14 protein-coding genes and 3 pseudogenes are annotated in these 17727 nt (G+C 47.1%); 9 read left to right on the top strand and 8 right to left on the bottom strand.

What is annotated here, in order from left to right:
• The first annotated feature begins 410 nt into the window (after positions 1–410).
• The 3 genes from WIW72_RS10530 (at position 411) to WIW72_RS10520 (ending at position 7203) form a co-directional block, all read left to right on the top strand.
• A complete protein-coding gene (locus WIW72_RS10530; RefSeq protein ID WP_337702664.1) occupies positions 411–1031 on the top strand; it encodes a rolling circle replication-associated protein in 621 nt (206 codons plus the stop codon).
• Between the two features lie 353 nt (positions 1032–1384).
• Positions 1385–3853, top strand: a complete 2469-nt coding sequence (gene nrfD / locus WIW72_RS10525) for an NrfD/PsrC family molybdoenzyme membrane anchor subunit (RefSeq protein ID WP_337702662.1) — start codon at positions 1385–1387, stop codon at positions 3851–3853.
• Positions 3850–7203, top strand: coding sequence for a molybdopterin-dependent oxidoreductase (locus tag WIW72_RS10520; RefSeq protein ID WP_337721441.1), 3354 nt, complete (start codon positions 3850–3852; stop codon positions 7201–7203). The genes nrfD and WIW72_RS10520 overlap by 4 nt, the downstream gene beginning before the upstream one ends.
• A 233-nt stretch (positions 7204–7436) precedes the next feature.
• Here the strand turns inward: WIW72_RS10520 and WIW72_RS10515 are convergent, their stop codons facing one another.
• Positions 7437–7943, bottom strand: a complete 507-nt coding sequence (locus tag WIW72_RS10515) for a hypothetical protein (protein WP_337702658.1) — start codon at positions 7941–7943, stop codon at positions 7437–7439.
• 110 nt (positions 7944–8053) lie between these two features.
• Here WIW72_RS10515 and WIW72_RS10510 point away from each other — a divergent pair, with 110 nt between their 5' ends.
• Positions 8054–8644 (top strand): AAA family ATPase, encoded by a 591-nt coding sequence (locus tag WIW72_RS10510; protein ID WP_337702656.1) that lies wholly within the window; start codon positions 8054–8056, stop codon positions 8642–8644.
• Between the two features lie 322 nt (positions 8645–8966).
• Here the strand turns inward: WIW72_RS10510 and WIW72_RS10505 are convergent.
• Positions 8967–9074 (bottom strand): annotated as a pseudogene (locus WIW72_RS10505) (IS5/IS1182 family transposase); the annotation flags it as partial.
• Positions 9075–9366: 292 nt separating this feature from the next.
• Here WIW72_RS10505 and WIW72_RS10500 point away from each other — a divergent pair.
• Positions 9367–10523: pseudogene (locus WIW72_RS10500) on the top strand (IS110 family transposase).
• On the opposite strand, the pseudogene WIW72_RS10495 reads toward WIW72_RS10500, so the two are convergent.
• A pseudogene (locus tag WIW72_RS10495) lies at positions 10512–11311 on the bottom strand (transposase). The pseudogenes WIW72_RS10500 and WIW72_RS10495 sit on opposite strands and share 12 nt — an antisense overlap.
• Before the next feature lie 312 nt (positions 11312–11623).
• On the opposite strand from WIW72_RS10495, the gene WIW72_RS10490 reads away from it, so the two are divergent.
• Complete coding sequence (locus WIW72_RS10490; RefSeq protein WP_337699142.1) at positions 11624–12088, top strand: hypothetical protein; 465 nt, start codon at positions 11624–11626, stop codon at positions 12086–12088.
• Here WIW72_RS10490 and WIW72_RS10485 read toward each other — a convergent pair.
• The 3 genes from WIW72_RS10485 to WIW72_RS10475 all read right to left on the bottom strand — a co-directional run bounded on the left by WIW72_RS10485 (position 12060) and on the right by WIW72_RS10475 (position 14150).
• On the bottom strand, positions 12060–12389 hold the full coding sequence (locus tag WIW72_RS10485) for a transcriptional regulator (protein WP_337699144.1): 330 nt from the start codon (positions 12387–12389) through the stop codon (positions 12060–12062). The two genes, WIW72_RS10490 and WIW72_RS10485, sit on opposite strands and share 29 nt — an antisense overlap.
• Positions 12390–12529: 140 nt before the next feature.
• Positions 12530–13195: a metal ABC transporter ATP-binding protein gene (locus WIW72_RS10480; RefSeq protein WP_337699146.1), complete on the bottom strand. Its 666-nt coding sequence runs from the start codon at positions 13193–13195 to the stop codon at positions 12530–12532.
• Positions 13170–14150 carry a FecCD family ABC transporter permease gene (locus WIW72_RS10475; RefSeq protein ID WP_337699148.1) on the bottom strand — a complete coding sequence of 327 codons (981 nt, stop codon included), beginning with the start codon at positions 14148–14150 and terminating at the stop codon, positions 13170–13172. Before WIW72_RS10475 ends, WIW72_RS10480 begins: the two co-directional genes overlap by 26 nt.
• Before the next feature lie 490 nt (positions 14151–14640).
• On the opposite strand from WIW72_RS10475, the gene WIW72_RS10470 reads away from it, so the two are divergent.
• Positions 14641–15624: an ABC transporter substrate-binding protein gene (locus WIW72_RS10470; protein WP_337699150.1), complete on the top strand. Its 984-nt coding sequence runs from the start codon at positions 14641–14643 to the stop codon at positions 15622–15624.
• A gap of 40 nt (positions 15625–15664) precedes the next feature.
• Positions 15665–16594 (top strand): zinc metalloprotease HtpX, encoded by a 930-nt coding sequence (locus WIW72_RS10465; protein ID WP_337699152.1) that lies wholly within the window; start codon positions 15665–15667, stop codon positions 16592–16594.
• Positions 16595–16642: 48 nt separating this feature from the next.
• Here the strand turns inward: WIW72_RS10465 and WIW72_RS10460 are convergent, their stop codons facing one another.
• The gene (locus WIW72_RS10460; RefSeq protein WP_443294991.1) at positions 16643–16948 is read right to left on the bottom strand and encodes a hypothetical protein; all 306 of its coding nucleotides are present in this window, start codon (positions 16946–16948) and stop codon (positions 16643–16645) included.
• A gap of 53 nt (positions 16949–17001) precedes the next feature.
• Between WIW72_RS10460 and WIW72_RS10455 the strand changes: the two genes are divergently transcribed.
• Complete coding sequence (locus tag WIW72_RS10455) at positions 17002–17322, top strand: hypothetical protein (RefSeq protein WP_337699154.1); 321 nt, start codon at positions 17002–17004, stop codon at positions 17320–17322.
• Positions 17323–17349: 27 nt separating this feature from the next.
• On the opposite strand, the gene WIW72_RS10450 is transcribed toward WIW72_RS10455, so the two are convergent.
• Positions 17350–17721 (bottom strand): helix-turn-helix domain-containing protein, encoded by a 372-nt coding sequence (locus WIW72_RS10450; RefSeq protein ID WP_337699157.1) that lies wholly within the window; start codon positions 17719–17721, stop codon positions 17350–17352.
• Positions 17722–17727 lie beyond the last annotated feature (6 nt).

The raw sequence follows: 17727 nt of genomic DNA, 5'->3' as shown, positions 1-17727 counted from the left end.
ACTGAAAACAGGGAGTTTTGGACTTTTTTGGGTGTTTTTCCGAGGGAATGTGTGGGTTTTTCCGTATTTTGAGTTTTTGGTTTATTTTGGTTTTGATACCTGATTTGTTTTTGGGTTGGTTTTTGTTTTTGTTTCGTGTCTGTTTTATTTCCGATTATGATTAGCTTTAAAGGATTGCTTGTGTTAAGCCGTGTGTTTTTCACACATCATGTGAGTGCGGAATTTTTCTTTAGGTCTTCCTTAGGTTTTCCGGTTTTCGATGAAGAGCGGAAAAGTAAACTGCGTGAGAAAAGTAAACAGTTTACTTTTACTTTACTTTTACTTCAATTTGTTCAATTTCAGTTTACTTTTACCCGTGTATGAGTTTAATTTCGAAAACGATATATGTGGGGGGATAATTATCCCCACATATGGACCTCGATGATGAGCGAAATATAATATGTGGGGCGCCTGATAAATCTTACGCTAAAAAGCACCCGTTGTTTTTAGAAGCCAATCGTGTTGTGCGTAGACCAAGTATATTTGGTTATGATAAACCGTGGGGAAGCGCTGATGAAGTAGAGGCGCATGCTAAAAGGTATATGGAGGATGTTACGAATAAGACGCTTGTTTTGATAAACCATGAACATCAAAAGATAAAGTATCTGCCTTATAAAACACGCTTTGATGATGAATATGCTAAGAGAATCGCGCGGAAATGGAAGAAGATAGGCTATACGGAAGGCATCTTCCTTACGTTGACGTTGAACCCTAACAGATTCTCAAGTTTGCATCAAGCATACACAAGTATGATAGAAGGATGGAACAAAATCGTTACAGCCATAAGAAAGCGATATCCTAACTTCATAAGCTATGTAAGGGTCGTAGAGTTTCAGAAATCGGGTAATCCACATCTGCACATCATGCTGTTTGGTGTTGATTTTGTTCATGTAGAGTGGATACGTGAACTTTGGGAAAATCATTATGGATTGGGAACTCAAATTAATGTAAAACGTATCACTAATGACAAAGGGCTATTAGATATTTGTTAAAGTATCTGTTGAAAAGTTTTAGGGGTAATGATGATGAAACAAAGAGAACGGCGTTTAAACAAAAAGCGTTACTTTGGGCGCTAAATAGTAGGGGTTAGACGGTAAGCAAGTCACTTGTTTCCTTGAAATATCATTTTATAGAGGGGTGTGAGAATGTTGAATTCTGAAAATAGCAAAGGGCAAAGGACGTCGCGGCTCCATCGCGGCGTCAGTTCCGATAAGTTTAAAATTATCATTTCAAATATATTACTTTATAGAGGGGTGTGAGAATGTTGAATTCTGAAAATAGCAAAGGGCAAAGGACGTCGCGGCTCCATCGCGGCGTCAGTTCCCTGAAGGTCGGATTGTTCGCAATGTGGTCTGTCGCCTTCATCGTCGGCGCCATAGCGGTGTACGAGGAACTGACCTCACCAGTGGACTTGACCAACGCGACGAGTTACGTGGTATGGGGGCTGTACGTCCCGACATACATGTATTTCATAGGTGCCTCCGCTGGCGCGTTCTTGATCTCCGTGATCGTGAACGTATTGGGTACGAAAAAGCTGGAGCCCACGGTGAAGCTATCCCTTTACAGCGCCCTCGTACTGTTGATCATGGCCATTTTCACGATAGTCCTCGATCTCGGGCACCCAGAACGCGCGATCGAGGTGCTCACTCGGCCCCAATACCACTCAGTGATGGCCGACGTAGTGACGGTATACGTTATATACTTCGTGCTCCTCATAGTGGAGCTCCTGCTATCGTTCCGCCTCGACTTGATAGAGGGCCGCTTCGACTCGCTCGGCGGAAGCGCTCGTATAAAGAAATTGATATCCAGATTGCTGCACCCGAGAGCCGGCTCTCCGGAGAGCCTGGAGAGGAGCGCGAGGTTGATTCGCAGGTCCTTCCTATATTTGGGGGCGTTTGGCCTCATCATCGCGCTGCTGTTCCACGGCGGAGTTGGAGCTCTATTGGGCACCGTGTACTTCTCCAAGCCCTGGTGGACCGGTCCACTATTTCCGATAGTATTTGTAGCCGGAGCGCTGTATTCCGGGGCGGCACTCTTCATAGTAATCCTCATGGCCCTATGGCCGAGGAAGGATGAGGAGTTCAGGGAGATGATCGCGTATCTGGGGAGGATCGTCTACTGGCTCCTCATCGGGAACGCCGTGCTCATAGTCTCCGACCTCGTAGTTCCCATCTGGTACGGAACAGACCCCACCGGCACGGCCATTACGAACGAGGTCCTGTTCGGGCAGTACTGGTATGTCTTCTGGATCTTCGAGGTCCTGCTGGGGTTCATCGTCCCCGGGATCCTCCTCAGCAGCCGGTTCAGGGATAGGCCCGTACTCGTAGGCATCGGCGGCGCGTTCGCAGGTATCTTCTATTTCGCGGTCCGCCTCGTTGAGGTCATCCCGGCATACAGTGTACCGGAAATTCCGGGACTGCAGTCCGCCTACATCGATCCCAGGCTCATTGACACGTACACCCCGAGCATCCACGAATGGGAAGTGGTCATGTTCATGGTGGCATTCGGCATCGGGTTACTGTATCTCGGCTATCGCATCCTGCCGCTCGTGCCGCGGGCAGCGGCTCCCACGATGCCTGAGCAGGGGCGCGGGGGATCGATGGGTCCCATCAGCGGTGATGCGGGCGAGCCTAAGCTGATGGAGAGGAGGGGGTTTCTGAGGTCCGTCAGCTTGGCGGCGGCCGGATTCTTAGTGGCCCTTTCCACCAAGTGGGGTGCCCTGACCAAGGCGGCATCATCTGCGCTGGCGTACAGCAGGCAGGCGGCGAGGGCCCTCATAGCCAGGGAGCGCGAGAGGCTGATAGCGGTCAGCACCGGGATAATAGAAGACCTGGCTCGCAGGGAGGGGGCGGAGAGACCCAACTTCGTGGAAGAGAATAAACTGGTGAAGACCGCCAACGAAGGGGTCGTCGAGGTTTCCCCGCTAGTTGCGCAGGCCGCGCAGGTGGCCGTCGCGGAGACGAATTCCGAGGACGAGAGCTGGTCGCAGCCGTACACGTGGTTGCCGGGCCAGCCGACGATACAGGTTCCGCCCGGGTACGATGAGCAGAACCCAATTTATCAGATGATGGAGGATCTGAAGCGCGCCCTCGCCAAGCCCGCGAACCAGCGTAAGTGGGGGATGGTCATCGACACGCGCAAGTGCGTGGGTTGCTCTGCGTGCACCGTGGCGTGCAAAGTCGAGAACAAGGAGCCCCCCGGAGTCGTGTACAGGCCGGTTGTGGTGGCCGTGCACGGCGACTATCCGAACCTGTCGGCGACCTTCCTTCCGAGGCCCTGTATGCAGTGCGAAAACCCGCCATGCGTCAAAGTCTGCCCCGTGGGTGCCACGTTCAAGAGGCCCGATGGCGTAATCGCGATCGATTACGATGTATGCATAGGCTGTAGATACTGCATCACCACCTGCCCCTACCAGGCCAGGACCTTCGACTGGGGCCTTAACTACACTGACGGGACGCCCGCGATCGAGTACTACGATATTTGGACGTCGTTCGAGTACGGCGTTGACAAATGGGATCGTCCGGTGGACAGCAGGAAGTCGCCGAAGTTCAACACGCGCAAGTGCCACTTCTGCATTCACAGGCTCGAGTCCGGGATGTTGCCGGCGTGCGTCACGACCTGCATCGGCAGGGCGACCTACTTCGGCGATCTCAACGACCCGGACAGCCTCGTCTCGAAGCTGCTTCGCGAGCAGGGCGTGTCCAGGCTTAAGGAGGAACTCGGCACCGAGCCGAAAGTTTACTACATAGGCCTTACCGAGCCCCTGATGGAGGAGGAAGAAGCGCCGATGGCCGATGGAGCGTGGGTGCAATGAGCGGGAACGAGACCAGGAGGGAAAGGGCGGGGACGGACGAGGGGAGGAGGGAATTCCTGAAGTCGGCCGCGCTGCTCGGCGGCGCGGCGGTGTTCTCATCGCTGCTCTCCGCGGAGGAATCCCCTCCGGTCCCGCCCAACGGCTCGACCAGCGAACGCTCGGGATCCCATGTCTTCTACAACGACTATAATGTATACCAGCTCGCGCACCCGGAGAACGTAATTTACTCTGCCTGCTTCATGTGCCATAACAACTGCGGTATAAAGGTGAAGATCCAATATGAGAACGGGAAGGGGTATCCAGTCAAGATCGACGGGAATCCCTACATACCGACGAACATGTATCCTTGGCTCCCGTACGAAACCTCCCCCACGAACGCGGTGCTCATTGACGGCAAAGTCTGCCCCAAGGGCCAGGCCGGTATTCAGGACTACGCCGACCCCTATAGGGTTGTGAAGGTTCTGAAGCGCGCAGGTCCCAGGGGCTCCAATAAGTGGATCTCCATCCCGTTCGAGCAGGCAATAGAGGAAATAGTGAACGGCGGCTATCTATTCAAGGATGTGCCGGGCGAGGAGAACAGGTACGTCGAGGGGCTCAAGGACGTGATAAAGCTGAGGGACCCCCAGCTCGCAGCCTCGATGGCGGCAGACGTGGAGAAGATAATGATGGGGCAGATGACCGTGGAAGAGTTCAAGGCCAAGTACAAGGATCACCTCGACGTCCTCATCGATCCCGACCATCCGGACCTGGGCCCCAAGAACAACCAGTTCATATTCTTCGCCAGCCGCATCGAGGGCAGCAGGTACGACCTCGCAATTAGGTTCACCAAGTACTCCCTGGGCTCCGTCAACGTCTTGGATCACCTTTCGGTCTGCGAGATAGCGCACCACGTGTCCGTCAAGCTGGTTACGGCCCAATACGTCGGGTGGGACAAGACCGGCATCGGCCCCGGGCAGCCCATCCACGGATGGCTCCCAGGGCCGGCCACCGCTAAGCCCGACTACGCCGACGCCGAGTTCGTCATAGCCTGGGGCACCAGCCCGTTCGAGGCGAGCTTCGGTCCGGTCAATGTCACGGAGCTGATAACCGAAGGCCTGGTCACCGGGCGCCTGAAGCTGGCGGTGATCGATCCGAGGTACAGCAAGGCGGCCGCGAAGGCCTGGAAGTGGATCCCGGTGAAGCCGGGAGGGGATCTGCCCCTCGCGATGGCGATGATAAGGTGGATAATTGAGAACAAGCGCTACGACGCCGTGTTCCTCAGCGCGGCAAACAAGGCCGCGGCCCAGCAGAACGGCTCCCTGGACTGGACCAACGCCACGTGGCTCGTGAAGATAGAGCCCGACGGGAGGGCCAGCAGATTCGTGCGCGCCGCGGATCTGGGGCTTCAGGTGCCGAGCGGGGCCAACCCATACGACTACTTCGTGGCCATGGTCAACGGACAACCTGTGGCGTTCAACCCCTACGACGCCGAGAACCCCGTTGTAGGCGATTTGTTCGTGGACACAACCATAAACGGGATAAGGGTCAAGTCCGCCTTCCAGTTACTTTGGGAGGAGGCATCTTCCAAGAGCTTCGATGAGTGGTGCCAGCTGGCCGGGGTGAACCCCGCCGATGTGGAGGACGTGGCGAGGGAGTTCACGAGCCACGGCCATAAGGCTGCCGTGGACGTGTACAGAGGACCGATAGCCCACTACAACGGAACCTACGCGGGTATGGCCATACAGCTCCTCAACGTGCTGATAGGCAACCCCGACTTCAAGGGCGGACTGACCGTAGGGGCCGCGGGCTGGCCGACGGCATCCGGCCGCGCGTTCGACGTCATGAAGGTCCCGAACGGGCTGACGCCCTTCGGGGTCAGCATCATGAGGGCCGGCTACCTGTATGAGATGACGACCCTGAACAAGGAGCAAGGCTACCCCGCTAAGCGTTCGTGGTTCCCGTTCGGTTGGGCCAGCCCCACGCTTGTAGGCGGCTACCAGGAAATTCTGCCCGCCGCCAAAGCCAAATATCCCTATCCCATCAAGATCGCCATCTTGTACGCCAACAATGCGGCCAACCTAATTCCTGCGAACCAAGAGCAAATAAAAGCACTCCTCGACCTCGACACGATCCCGCTCATAATAGCGATAGACACGACCATAGGGGACACATCAGTATTCGCAGACTACATCTTCCCTGACGTGACATACCTAGAGCAGTGGATGGTGGAGTCTCCGTCGCCTCAGGGCATGAGCTCGGTAAGCAAGTTCGCCGTCGTGAGGCAGCCGGCCGCCCCTCCCATGACCGAGACGGTCACGGTCTACGGCGAGCAGATGCCGATAAGCATGGAGGCCGTGCTGCTGGCCATCGCGGAGAAGATGAACCTGCCCGGGTTCGGGCCTGATGGATTCGGCCCTGGCGTTCCCTTCACGAGGCCGGAGCACTTCCACCTCAAGGAAGTGGCCAACGTGGCCGCTGGGAGCGCGCCCGGCGATGAGGTGCCCGATGCGGACGACGAGGAGATGGAGCTGTTCATCAAAGCGCGTAGGCATCTGCCGCCGAGCATGTTCGACCCACAGAAGTGGCAGGAGGCCGTGGGTCCCTGGTGGCCCAAGGTAGTGTACGTGCTCAACAGGGGCGGACGCGCAGCGCCGCTGAGCAAGTCGTATGAGGGAGAGTACATAAAGGCAGCTAGATACCCAGGGCTGTGGAACGTATTCAACGAGGCCCTCGCCATGACCAAGGACAGCGTGACCGGCCAATACTACTCCGGAATTCCGAAGTACTACCCGCCGACATACGCGGACGGCACTCCGATTGATCAGACGGGCTACACGTACCGTCTACATACCTTCAAGCCGGTATTCATCGCCAAGCGCACCATAGTGGAGTACTGGTCCCAGTTATCGCTCCTGCCGTATCCCTACGTGGTCATGAACCCGGAGGACGCCAAGAGCCTCGGTCTCAAGAATGGTGACTTCGTTAGATTGGAAAGTCCATCACTCACGTCGGGCGAGCTCGACCTGGGGCCGCTCGGGAAGATGTACATCGAGGGGCCTGTGCTGATAACACCGGCCGTACGCCCTGGGGTGGTGAGCGTGGTAATAGACTACATGCACTGGGGATGGGGAGCCTCGGATGCGGTGATAGACGGCGTGACGATAAAGGCTGACCCGAGGCGTAGAAGGGGCCTGCAAGCAAATCCTTTGATGCTGCCTGACAAGTACAACGTCGGCGTGCCGCTAACGGATCCGATCAGCTACCAGACAGTGTATTTCGATACGATGGTCAACGTAGTTAAGATAGAGAAACCAAAGGCAATAGCAAACGGCCAGTATCCGACGTCTTTGGCGAATCTGTGGAATCGGTGAACGCATAAATCTTTTTTTTTATTTTATTATTATTATTATGGATTTAAAATCACTCTATTGGAACGGCCCCGTTGGGCCTTACCAATATCGTGAGGTCGCCGAGCTCCAGCTCACCCTCATCGAACGACAGGAAGTTCTCGAGCCCCAGCTTGGTCACGTGCATGCCCAGGATGGCACGTCCGCGATTATTAGGCTCGCGGCCCCCGACCGCGAGGCTTCCATCCGGTGGCCCTTCACCGCCCGCGCGGCGGCAGGGCCTTCGGGCATTGCTGCCTTTCCGGGTGAAGCCTCAACGCAACGGTCGGCAGGGCCGCGGATATGTATATAGCTGCTACGTAGCGCGCCCTGAGCCCGAGGGCGCCGTGCCACTCGAATGGGCCCATCACGACCAATAGGGCGGACAATGGGAGGAGCAGGCCCACAAATGAATATATGACCTCCAGCGGCAGCTTGCAGGAGTTGCCGTCGCGAAGCATGGGAAAGTACTTGTCCCAGAACATCGGGATGAGCACCACGGAACCCACGATGACCACCGAGGCTCCGAGGGTGCTCGTGAAGTAGGGGCTGCCCGGACCCTTCAGGACGTAGATGGGGGCCGCGCCCTCTGACGCCCTCATAACCTCGAGAAAGTATGAGGCAACTATGCCCACGAGCACCATGTTCAGGCCGCGGATCAGCTGATAGGTATCGCCGCATCCGGATTTATCACAGCACTCGGACTTACTACCACGTTCAGCCATACTTTAGGCTTATTCCGGTGATATCTCATATTTCTCGTTGTCTGCCGCCGCACACGGCGATCTGGTATCCGTGGGGATCCATGGAGACCGCCGCAAGGCGGAGCGCCAGATTGCAGGCGGCGGATATGGATGGCGCGGATGCCTCAAGCGCCCTCCGCGACAAACCTTTTCAGCGCGTGCATCCCTCTTCATACGTGCCGCAAATAATAAGTAGGCTGAGGATCCGCAACCTCCTGACCTACGAGGACTCGGGCTGGATCGAGCTGGGGAGGAGGACGCTGATCGTCGGCCCGAACGGCTCCGGGAAGACGAACATGATCAGGGCGCTGTGCCTCCTGAGAGCGGCGGTCGGCCTAGAAGGGGGTATTCAAGAGACCGAGCTGCGCAACTATCTGCACGATCTTGGGAAATCCTCGGCGGGGATCGATCTTGAGATTTCACTATCAGAGGGGGAAGCCGTGAATACATATCAATTGTTCTGCTCGTACTATGATGGGAGCCAGGGAACGTGGATTTCACCCAGACCGAGTTGTGAGAAGCTAAAAGAGCGGCTAGCAGACGATGTGAGGATCTCGTTCTCGTGGATCTCCGCTAATGGCGAATCCCCTCGGCTCTTCAAATGTGAAAGCATTTTACACTATATGGTTCTCAAAGGCGAATTTTGGCGTTTTTCTGCACGCAGAACCATCGCAAATGTCTGAAGGCTGAAAACAGCTGTTTTGGGTGTTAAAAGCACCTGAAAAGTTAATGTTTCTGAGGAATATTAACAAGTGATGTTTTTTGGATGTTGAAAGGTTCATTAAGAAGCATAAAATAACCAGAGACGACTGGCGAAGAGTAAAAATAACAAGAAAGATGATTGAAGATGCAAAGCAACTGGACATCAAGTTATCACCGGCGAGCGGGAAAACCCACACCCTTCACAGTAGATCTGCTTTGTGGATCTCTTCAATTTATTTCATAAACATGATACGATACACTGAGGATTTTTCAGTAGTTAATATTTCAACGTCATTCGCGAGCTCACACCTTAATACCCGGAGCTCCACCAACTAAAGAATTAGCCAAGTGGACCATCCATGCATAAGCCCAGAACTTGAGCTTAGCCTCAATCACTTGTCCTAAAAAACTCCTACGGGCAATCCACGCAAAACAAGAGAATGAATAAAACCAAGTATTACAAGAGAAAAGGAAATAAACAAGTAAGGAGAAAAACAACATAAGCTCATAGAGAACATGGGGATAAAACCCCATCCACGAGGCTAGCTGTGAAGCCCCTAGAACGATCTAACAAGAGGGGATAAAAACCCCGAGTAGGAGGTTGTAACAAAATACTCTAGGGGCTGAAACACTTAACACTATGCAAAGAAAACAAAGTATTATGAGAACAAAAAATATCTCGAGAAACGAATAAAATTCAACCATGGAATTAAAAGTTACAAACAAGGCCTTCGCAATCGATATTTCACAAAGCAAACTAACAGCAGCAAAGGGAGAACTAGTAATAGAACAAGAAAAATCAGCAGTATACGTCAAGGAGGTAAAGGAATTCAACTACGACAACGAGGGAATAGAAGAACTAATTAAATTCCTAGGAGAATATAAGGAAGGAATAATAGAGGCAACCGGAATATATTACTTCTACCTACACGAAAAACTAACGGAAAAAGGATACAAAGTAACAGTAATAAACCCACTACACCTAACAGAAATACTAGGGAAAAAGACAGACAAACTCGACGCACAAAGGTTACTAGTAGCACACATGACCAGAGTAATCAAGGGATCATACCAACAGGAGAAATAATGGAACTAAGAGAACTAACGAGATACAGAGAAAGCCTAGTAGAGAAGACAACACAAGTAAAGAACGAGATAAGGAAAATGTTAGAATTCGCGGGATATAAAATACAACCATTCGACAAGAAAGGAAGAAAACTACTTGAAAAGCTAGTAAAGGGGGAAGAACTAAGCAAAGAAGAGAAGGAAGAACTAAAAGAAAAACTAGGGAGAAACTTAAACGACGCGGAAAAACTAGCGTTAAAACAATTAGTTGAACTATTAAAAAACTTGGAGAAAATGATTAAGGAAGTTGAGAATATGATAAATTCCAAAATTCCAAAACCAGTAATTGAGTTGAGTAAGATCCCCGGGATTGGTTTAATTAGTGCTACAACTATTTACGCTGAGTTCGGTGATGTTTCCCGTTTTTCCAGTTCTAAGGCTGCTAGGGCTTATGCAGGCTTTGCACCCAAAACTAAGCAGAGTGGTGATAGCGAGTCTCACTCCGGTATGATTAGGGGTAATAAGTATTTGCCTAGAGCTCTCTACTTGGTTGCCAAGGTTGCTAGGGGTCTTGAGCCTTTTAAAGGGTATTATGAGAGGCTTATCACTAGGGGGAAGAGTGTTACTCAAGCTACTTGTGCTCTTGCCGGAAAGCTTGCAAGCATTTGTTATCATGTTATAAGGGACGGTGTTTACAAGGGAGTTGTCAAGAAGAGTTTTAGGATTCCTAGGGGTAAGGAAGTTAATGCCAAGGACTTCGACGTGGGAGACGCGCTAGACTCGTTATCCCCATAGGTTTGTTAGAGGCGTCAGCATGTAGTGCCTTGTAGCCCTAACAGATTCCCCAAAAGTACAGCTGAGAATAGGGACTCAATCCTCCACCTAACACCATAACCCTTCTCCTCCCTCCAACGATTATAACCTCTTGAACTCCCTTACAGCCTAGCAGGATGGCCGCGCCTAGTAGAAGCGTTCTTCCTAGGTGGGACAACGACCTCAACCCCGGTCTTGTAAACCTCATTAGCATCATAAGCTTTCCATAAAACTTCTTGACCTTTTTTCCCTTATCTTGTAAATCCTTAACTGTCTTGACTGCAGTCTCAACCTCGTTGCTGGTTACTTCGGCGTTTATTATGTTGAATTGGTCTTTATCCATTACTATTTCGATCTTGAGGAATTTTGAGTCCTTGGTTTTACCCCATTTTGCTATAGTATTGTCCTCCCTTGTTTGTGCTTATTCTCGTCGCGTCTGCTATTACTTCAAGTTGGTCATTTAACTCGAATTTTATGTTCATGTTTCTTACTCTTTCCTCACTGTTGAGTAGTCTAGGCTTGTTGGGATGATTTTCAGTCTCTCTAGTGCTCTCAATACTCCTTCAATAGCCCTATAAGGTAAGAACAAGTGGAGGAATGCTAGGAATTCGTTGAACTCCTTTGGTGCCTTGTAGGTTTTCTTTGCATATCTATTCTCCTCTTCAAGTAAACCAGTGTTCGAAGACGTAGAAGGGAAACATAAGGGTATATCTCATTATAACGTTCTCGTCGTACTTGTGCCAATCCCTCTTGTACTCACTCTTTACCATGGGTAATACTCGTAATTATTTATTAATTTTTTGTATAATTCTGAAGTAGCCCACAAAGCATTAGAAAAAGAAATATTTAAATATAAGGGGGTTATCCATCTCCGCTGGCGAGGCTTTCCGCCCCCTTAACCCCCCGTTTCTGTAATCATGAGGACTGTTAAGGAGATGCAAAAAGCCAAAGCTAGGTAGGTTTTCCCACCAGCCTCCAAATTAACGATTATTGAGCCGGAATAAATGCCGTTTTATAGAGCGTTTTAACACTAAGATAGTAGGATTAAAGTTATAGTCTCTTCTCCATAATAAAATATCGCTGTGAAAAAGAGCTTTCTAGTAATCGGTCTAGTTTTTATTATAGTAAGTTTGGTATTCTTATATCTGCATTTAACCCTATCAAAGAGCTCGTACCAAAAGGGTGTTATACCCATTAAAGCGGAGGGAAATTACACTCTTAGTATTAGTTACTCCAGTTTTGTGTTTGAATACAAAGATAATGTGTCTGAGCCGTTGCGAGTGATCCCCGTAAACATTCAAATAATAAACACAACGTATAGTAACGGGACATATTATGTTTTCGGAGAGGGTTTTTACGATTCGCAATTACTATTGAAGAATAATTACACGCAAGGAGTGCTTGTAGGATTTGTACTCATAAATGATTCCCCGATTTATGTGGTCTATTCTCTATCCTTGACTTTTTTCATAATAAGTTTAGTAGCGGGAATAGTAATAGTTTCCGTTTCTTTCTTATTTAAAGGTTCGGACACGGAGGAAGATTGAAGATCCTCCTAGACCTCGAACATAAAATACAGAAAGAAGTGCTCTCGACGGTTTGTCCACTTAAAATTCTTCCAACTAAGGAGTCCAGCATATCACTTACCTCTTCATCGCTGTTTACCTTCTGGACTTGCTCTCCTTTCATCTTTATCTGCTTTTCATAAGTGGTTGCTGAAATACCTACCTCCTTTGATGCTTTAACTACAGGCACTCCTTTCTCTATGAGTCTTTTAGCAATTGCTAACCTTAATACCGGAACTACACTCTTAAATGCATCTTCGCATGGTGTGGTAATCTTTCTCATAGTTGAAATTTCGCATCTATTTTTAATAGAATTTGGGTATAATACCGAAAGTCAGTTTCAATTAACAGTGTTAAACGTAAGTGTATAACTTAGTATACCAGTGTTAGAATCCGTATAATTTATAATGATAGATTGAGGTATTAAAATTCCGGAGTGAAAAAGAATTTTCCGTTTACGTCAACTCTCTTTACTTTATAATTATACGCAAAGGACAGTAACTCATCCGAGAGGCCTTTCGGCTCTCCCTCGTAGATAATCCTTCCGTTCTTCAGAAGGATCACTCTATCGACGTAGTTTATAACATCCAGCTCGTGAGCTGTAATAAGGAATAGCTTTTCGTTCTTCAGCTGGCTCATTATAGCTATTATCTTGAATTTGTTAGCAAAGTCCACGTTAGAGAAGGGTTCGTCCATTATGACTAAATTTCCCTCACCAAGTGCTTTAGCTATTAACACTAACCTCTTCTCTCCACTGCTTAACGTGGAGAAATCCCTTTGCATGAACTTATCCAACCCTAATAGTTTAACATATCTCTCGTAATTTCCTCTCTTTCTCCCTGCTGTTAGGACTTCCCAGACTTTCATGGAAGGAGAAAAGAACTCGGAAGGGGAATAGGATAGTTTTTCTAAGTCTACTGAAACCTCCCCTTCGTTCGATTTAACCATACCTATTATAGTCCTGAGTAAGGTGGTCTTACCTGATCCGTTAGGTCCTAAAAGAAGCGTCACCCCTTCCTTAAGCTCGAAAGTTACGTTATCTATGACGACCTTATTACCGAACTTAACTCTCAACCCTTTGACCATCATTTATCCTCACCATGAGCGAAACCAGAACCGGGGAGGACATTAGGGCAATTATCGGAGTTACTGGGATAATAGTCCCGAAGAGACCATGGGATAATACGTTACTTATTAACATAAGGGAAGCACCAATGACAGAAGAGTACACTGTAAGATCCCTCATATTTCCTCCAATGACCCTTCTCACCAGATGAGGGACAAGGATTCCCAAGAAACCAATGACTCCTACCAAGGATATCTCGTAAGATACCACGAAACTTATGAAGGTTAGCCAGAAGACTCTGAACCTTTGGGGGTTAATGCCGTGAGCATAGCTCAACTCGTCACTTATTGCTACTAAGTCGATAGCTTTTGAGTGAATTAACGATAGTATTACAAGAATAGCTGAAATTAATATCAGGGGGATAACCTGATCCCACCCAACAATACTAATCTCTCCTAAGAGCCAGAACAGCAAAGGGGGTATAGTAGGATCCTTATACTCAAGGACCGTAAACAATATCGTGTAAACTGAAGTGAAGATATAAGAGACTATAACGCCCCCTATCACTAAACCATAAATCCCTCCTCTTTTTCCTATTATGATTGTTAAACTGGTCGAGAGGAGAGAAAAAACAAAAGCGAACAGAGGCTGGAGGAAGGGCATTATAAAGGAGTTTAACAAGAAATACGAGATTATCGCACCTAAAGCTCCTCCAGACGCTGTCCCTGATATATAAGGGTCGACAATAGGATTCCTCAATAGGTGTTGCATAATGGCTCCGCTCAATGACAGTGTTATACCTACTACCATAGCGGTTATTATCGTAGGTAGTCTGATTCTGTAAAGTATGATCGAATATACACCATTCGGGTGAATTAAATCGTTAATTGGAATTATGACTTGTCCTACGATAAGAGCCAAAATGAAAGACGGTATAATAGAGAGAAATAAGAAATACTTCAGAATACTTTTATTCACAAGAATTGGACAGCCTATCCATATAATAAACTTTTCCACTATAGGTTAAAGCTAAGGGTACATCTTAGCCTAACGTCCAACGTATTTATGGGTAAACAAAGTATCGAGGAGAACTCTTCTTAAATAACAATGGAAGAACCCTTAGAGAAGAAGATCCGGTTAACAGTTAATAAACTCTGTTTAGAACAACAGTCGGCAAAAATCTTACGTAATAGGAAAGTATACAAACCCTTGTATTCCTGAAAGTATTATCCTCGCAAACTAAACCAAGTTGAAATTGGAAACTTTAACGCTTACTAGAGGAGAGCTACTTGACTAGGGTTAAAAAGTAGTCACAGTTTGCACACTATTCTTGTAAGGTGTAGAAACACTAATGGTGTTCTGAAAGAAATTACGTATGAGTCGGAATTTCACCACGTTCGAGAACGATCTACATTAATACACTGAAGCATGATAAAATTTATATGTATTGGATAACCTATCCATACTTATGAGAAGCTCAATCTTAATCGGAATAATTCTAGTGGTAATAGTAATATTTTCAATTCTGATTTATACTCAATATTATAGCAATAGAACAAGTACTTCCTCCAATATATCCCAGCCCATCGTGACAACTTCAGAAAAGTCCCTGAGAATCGTTAGTCTAGCCCCCTCAGATACTCAGATCCTAGTTTCGTTAGGACTCGGTAAGTATATAGTTGGCTTAGACGAATATTCCTTCGAGCTTTTACACTACTTGAACGAAACGTCGCTGATACCATCTAACGTGACTGTGTTCCAAACTATCAGCCCTCCTAACGTATCGGGTCTTTTACTCCTTCACCCCAACGTAGTAGTTGTTGAGTATGGGCTAGACTCACACTACATACCAGATATGGAAAAAGCAGGATTGAATTTACTCATTACAAACAACGATTTCGCTTTATCCCTTGTACAAATCGAGGAAAACATCCTTAATATTGCCCAACAATTTAACGAGGTTCAAGTTGGCAAAGAGGTAGTTAATTGGATGAACTCACACATGATTAACTATACTCCTTCAGTAAACGTGGCGTATTTAGACTGGATATGTCCCAACGGTGAAGCTTACACAGTTGGAGGTAACGTGTTTATAAATAATCTTCTGGTCTTGGCTGGAGGTAACAACGTTTTTGCAAACGAATCCGGTTACCCGCTTGTAACGGCTTCCAAGATACTTGTTGTGAACCCGCAAGTGATAATAGCACAAACTGTTTACAACTACACCTATACTATACAATTAATTGAAGAATATTATAATGACACTTCAGCTGTTCATGATGGTAAAGTTTACTTGATATCCGGACTTGCGGTAGACCTTCTAGACGAACCTGGTGTATTGTCACCTTATGGATCTGTATTATTGCACGATATACTAATAGGGAAGGCTCCGCACTACATAAACACTACGTGGGTAGAAGAAAACCTTAACGTCTCACTCCCCGTATTTTAAGCGATAAACTATTTTTCTTTCAAAGGATCACTAACCTCAAATGGACACTTTACCTGAGCTAAGGTTTAAAATATACCTATCACTTGGCTTGACGATAATCTCGGAAGCGATCGTAACTTACATTCTCTTACAATTGCTTAACTTCCCCGTAATTGCCGTTATACCGTTTTTAGGTTTATTCTGGTTAATTCAGTGGTTGATTTCACCTTACTTGGTCGCCAGGAACTCTTTTGAGATTACAGAAGATGATCCTTATTATGGGAGAGTTTACGAAATGGTGAAGAGGATCGCAATAGCATCTGGGATCAAACCCCCTCGGGTATTCATCGTAAACGCACCTTATCCTAACGCCTTTGCCTACGGGAACTATGTAACAGGGAAGAGAATAGGAATAACTAGCCCTCTGCTTAACATACTAAGCGAGGAGGAACTTGCTGCTGTGATCGGACACGAGGTAGGACACATTAAGCATAATGACGTGGAAATAGGTATGGCTATAGGCTTGATACCTTCAGTCTTGGGCTTCGTAAGTAATCTACTCCTCAATTTAGGCTGGATCAGCTTAATATTTGCTGTAGATGAGACAGACTTATTATTTGGAATTGTTATGCTCGCCGTTGGGGGAGCTCTGTTTATTATAACATTAACACTCCAACTTTTCGTACTGTGGTTTAACAGGCTGAGAGAAAGTTATGCGGACTTTCACGCAGTTCAATTATTCGGAAAGGATGCGATAAATCTAGCAAATGCTTTAGCTAAAATAGAAATATATATGCAGAACGTTAGGTTAGACCCTTTCACCGGGATCATTGTTACTGCATCTCCCGTAAAAGTAAAGGAAACCGATCCATCTATACTGGTCGAGGAGTGGCTAAATGAGAAACCTTCCCCGTTCTCAGACATTTTGTCTACTCACCCTAATCCCGCAAAAAGAGTTCAAATGATTTACAAAAGTGTAATTAGGACATAATTGAAAAAGTTATCATTTTTATTTGTCTAGTTACAGCAATATATTTTTCTACCCTTTTAATAGTCCTACAACGAATCCTATAATGAAGAAGATGGAGTTGTAGGGAAGGTAAGTTAGCGCCTCAGTAGCGTATCTCTCTGCCTCTGGTGTAATCGTTGTAACTGAGGTCTTTATAAACGATAAGACCGTGTTAGGTGAGACTACACCTATTACTATAAGTAAGATTATTATAGCTAAAAGGATTATCCCTATTTTTAGGATGTTCTTTATTAAAAACCCGATTAAAAGCCCTAAAAGAAAGGCTATGATTAGATAGACTATTTCACTTTTAGTAACATCTGGGACTATGAGCATTAAGTTGATCTACGTGAATCAGATTTTTATAGTTAAGGCTAATAGGTAAGAGTATGAAAGTAGTAAAATATCACCTCACAGTGCAAATTACTAAGGGCGATAAAGAGGAGAAAATAGAGAAGAAGTTCAGGCACTTGAAGAACGCTAAAGAGTTCGTGAAGGAACTAGTTTCTAAAGAGAAAGTAAAATGCGGGGATTATGACCAAAAAGACGGGTTACTGATAAGAGAGTGTAGCGGTGAAAAGATTAAAATAAAGATTGATATTAAGACCGAAAGAATAAAGAAGGTAAAGAGGGAAGAAGGGAAGAAGGAATCCGGTAAGGAGCAAAAGAAGGAAGAACAGAAATCACCAGAAGAGAAAAAGCAACAGTAAAAGAGATTTTGTTATATAGGTAGCGTTTTATTGTAAATGTTGTTCTAATCCTTGCCTCACTTCAGTCGCAAGTTTTTCAAGATCTTTTTCTAATTTTTCATATAATTTGTTTTTATCAACCCAGTAAAGATAACCCGGTCTACCCTTCTTTTTATCCTCACTCTCCTCCTTTTCCCTCATTATCAAGCCCTTGTCAAGGAGGTTGTTCAACGACTTATTGATAGAAGCCTTAGTTACATCTAATTCTTCGGAAATCTCATCAGCGGTCATTTTTTTCCCCTTAACCATCAATAAGTGCAAGACGCTTACGTCACTTGAGGATAAGCCATACATAAATGCTAAGAATTCATGTATCTCAACGCTTCTACCATCAGGGAATACTATTTTTTCTTCTTCCATGACTAT

The sequence above is a fragment of the Stygiolobus sp. CP859M genome, from assembly GCF_037389975.1.
In the GTDB taxonomy this organism is placed as follows: domain Archaea; phylum Thermoproteota; class Thermoprotei_A; order Sulfolobales; family Sulfolobaceae; genus Stygiolobus.
The sequence above is the reverse complement of the archived record's forward strand: the minus strand, read 5'-3'. Positions and strand labels throughout refer to the sequence as shown.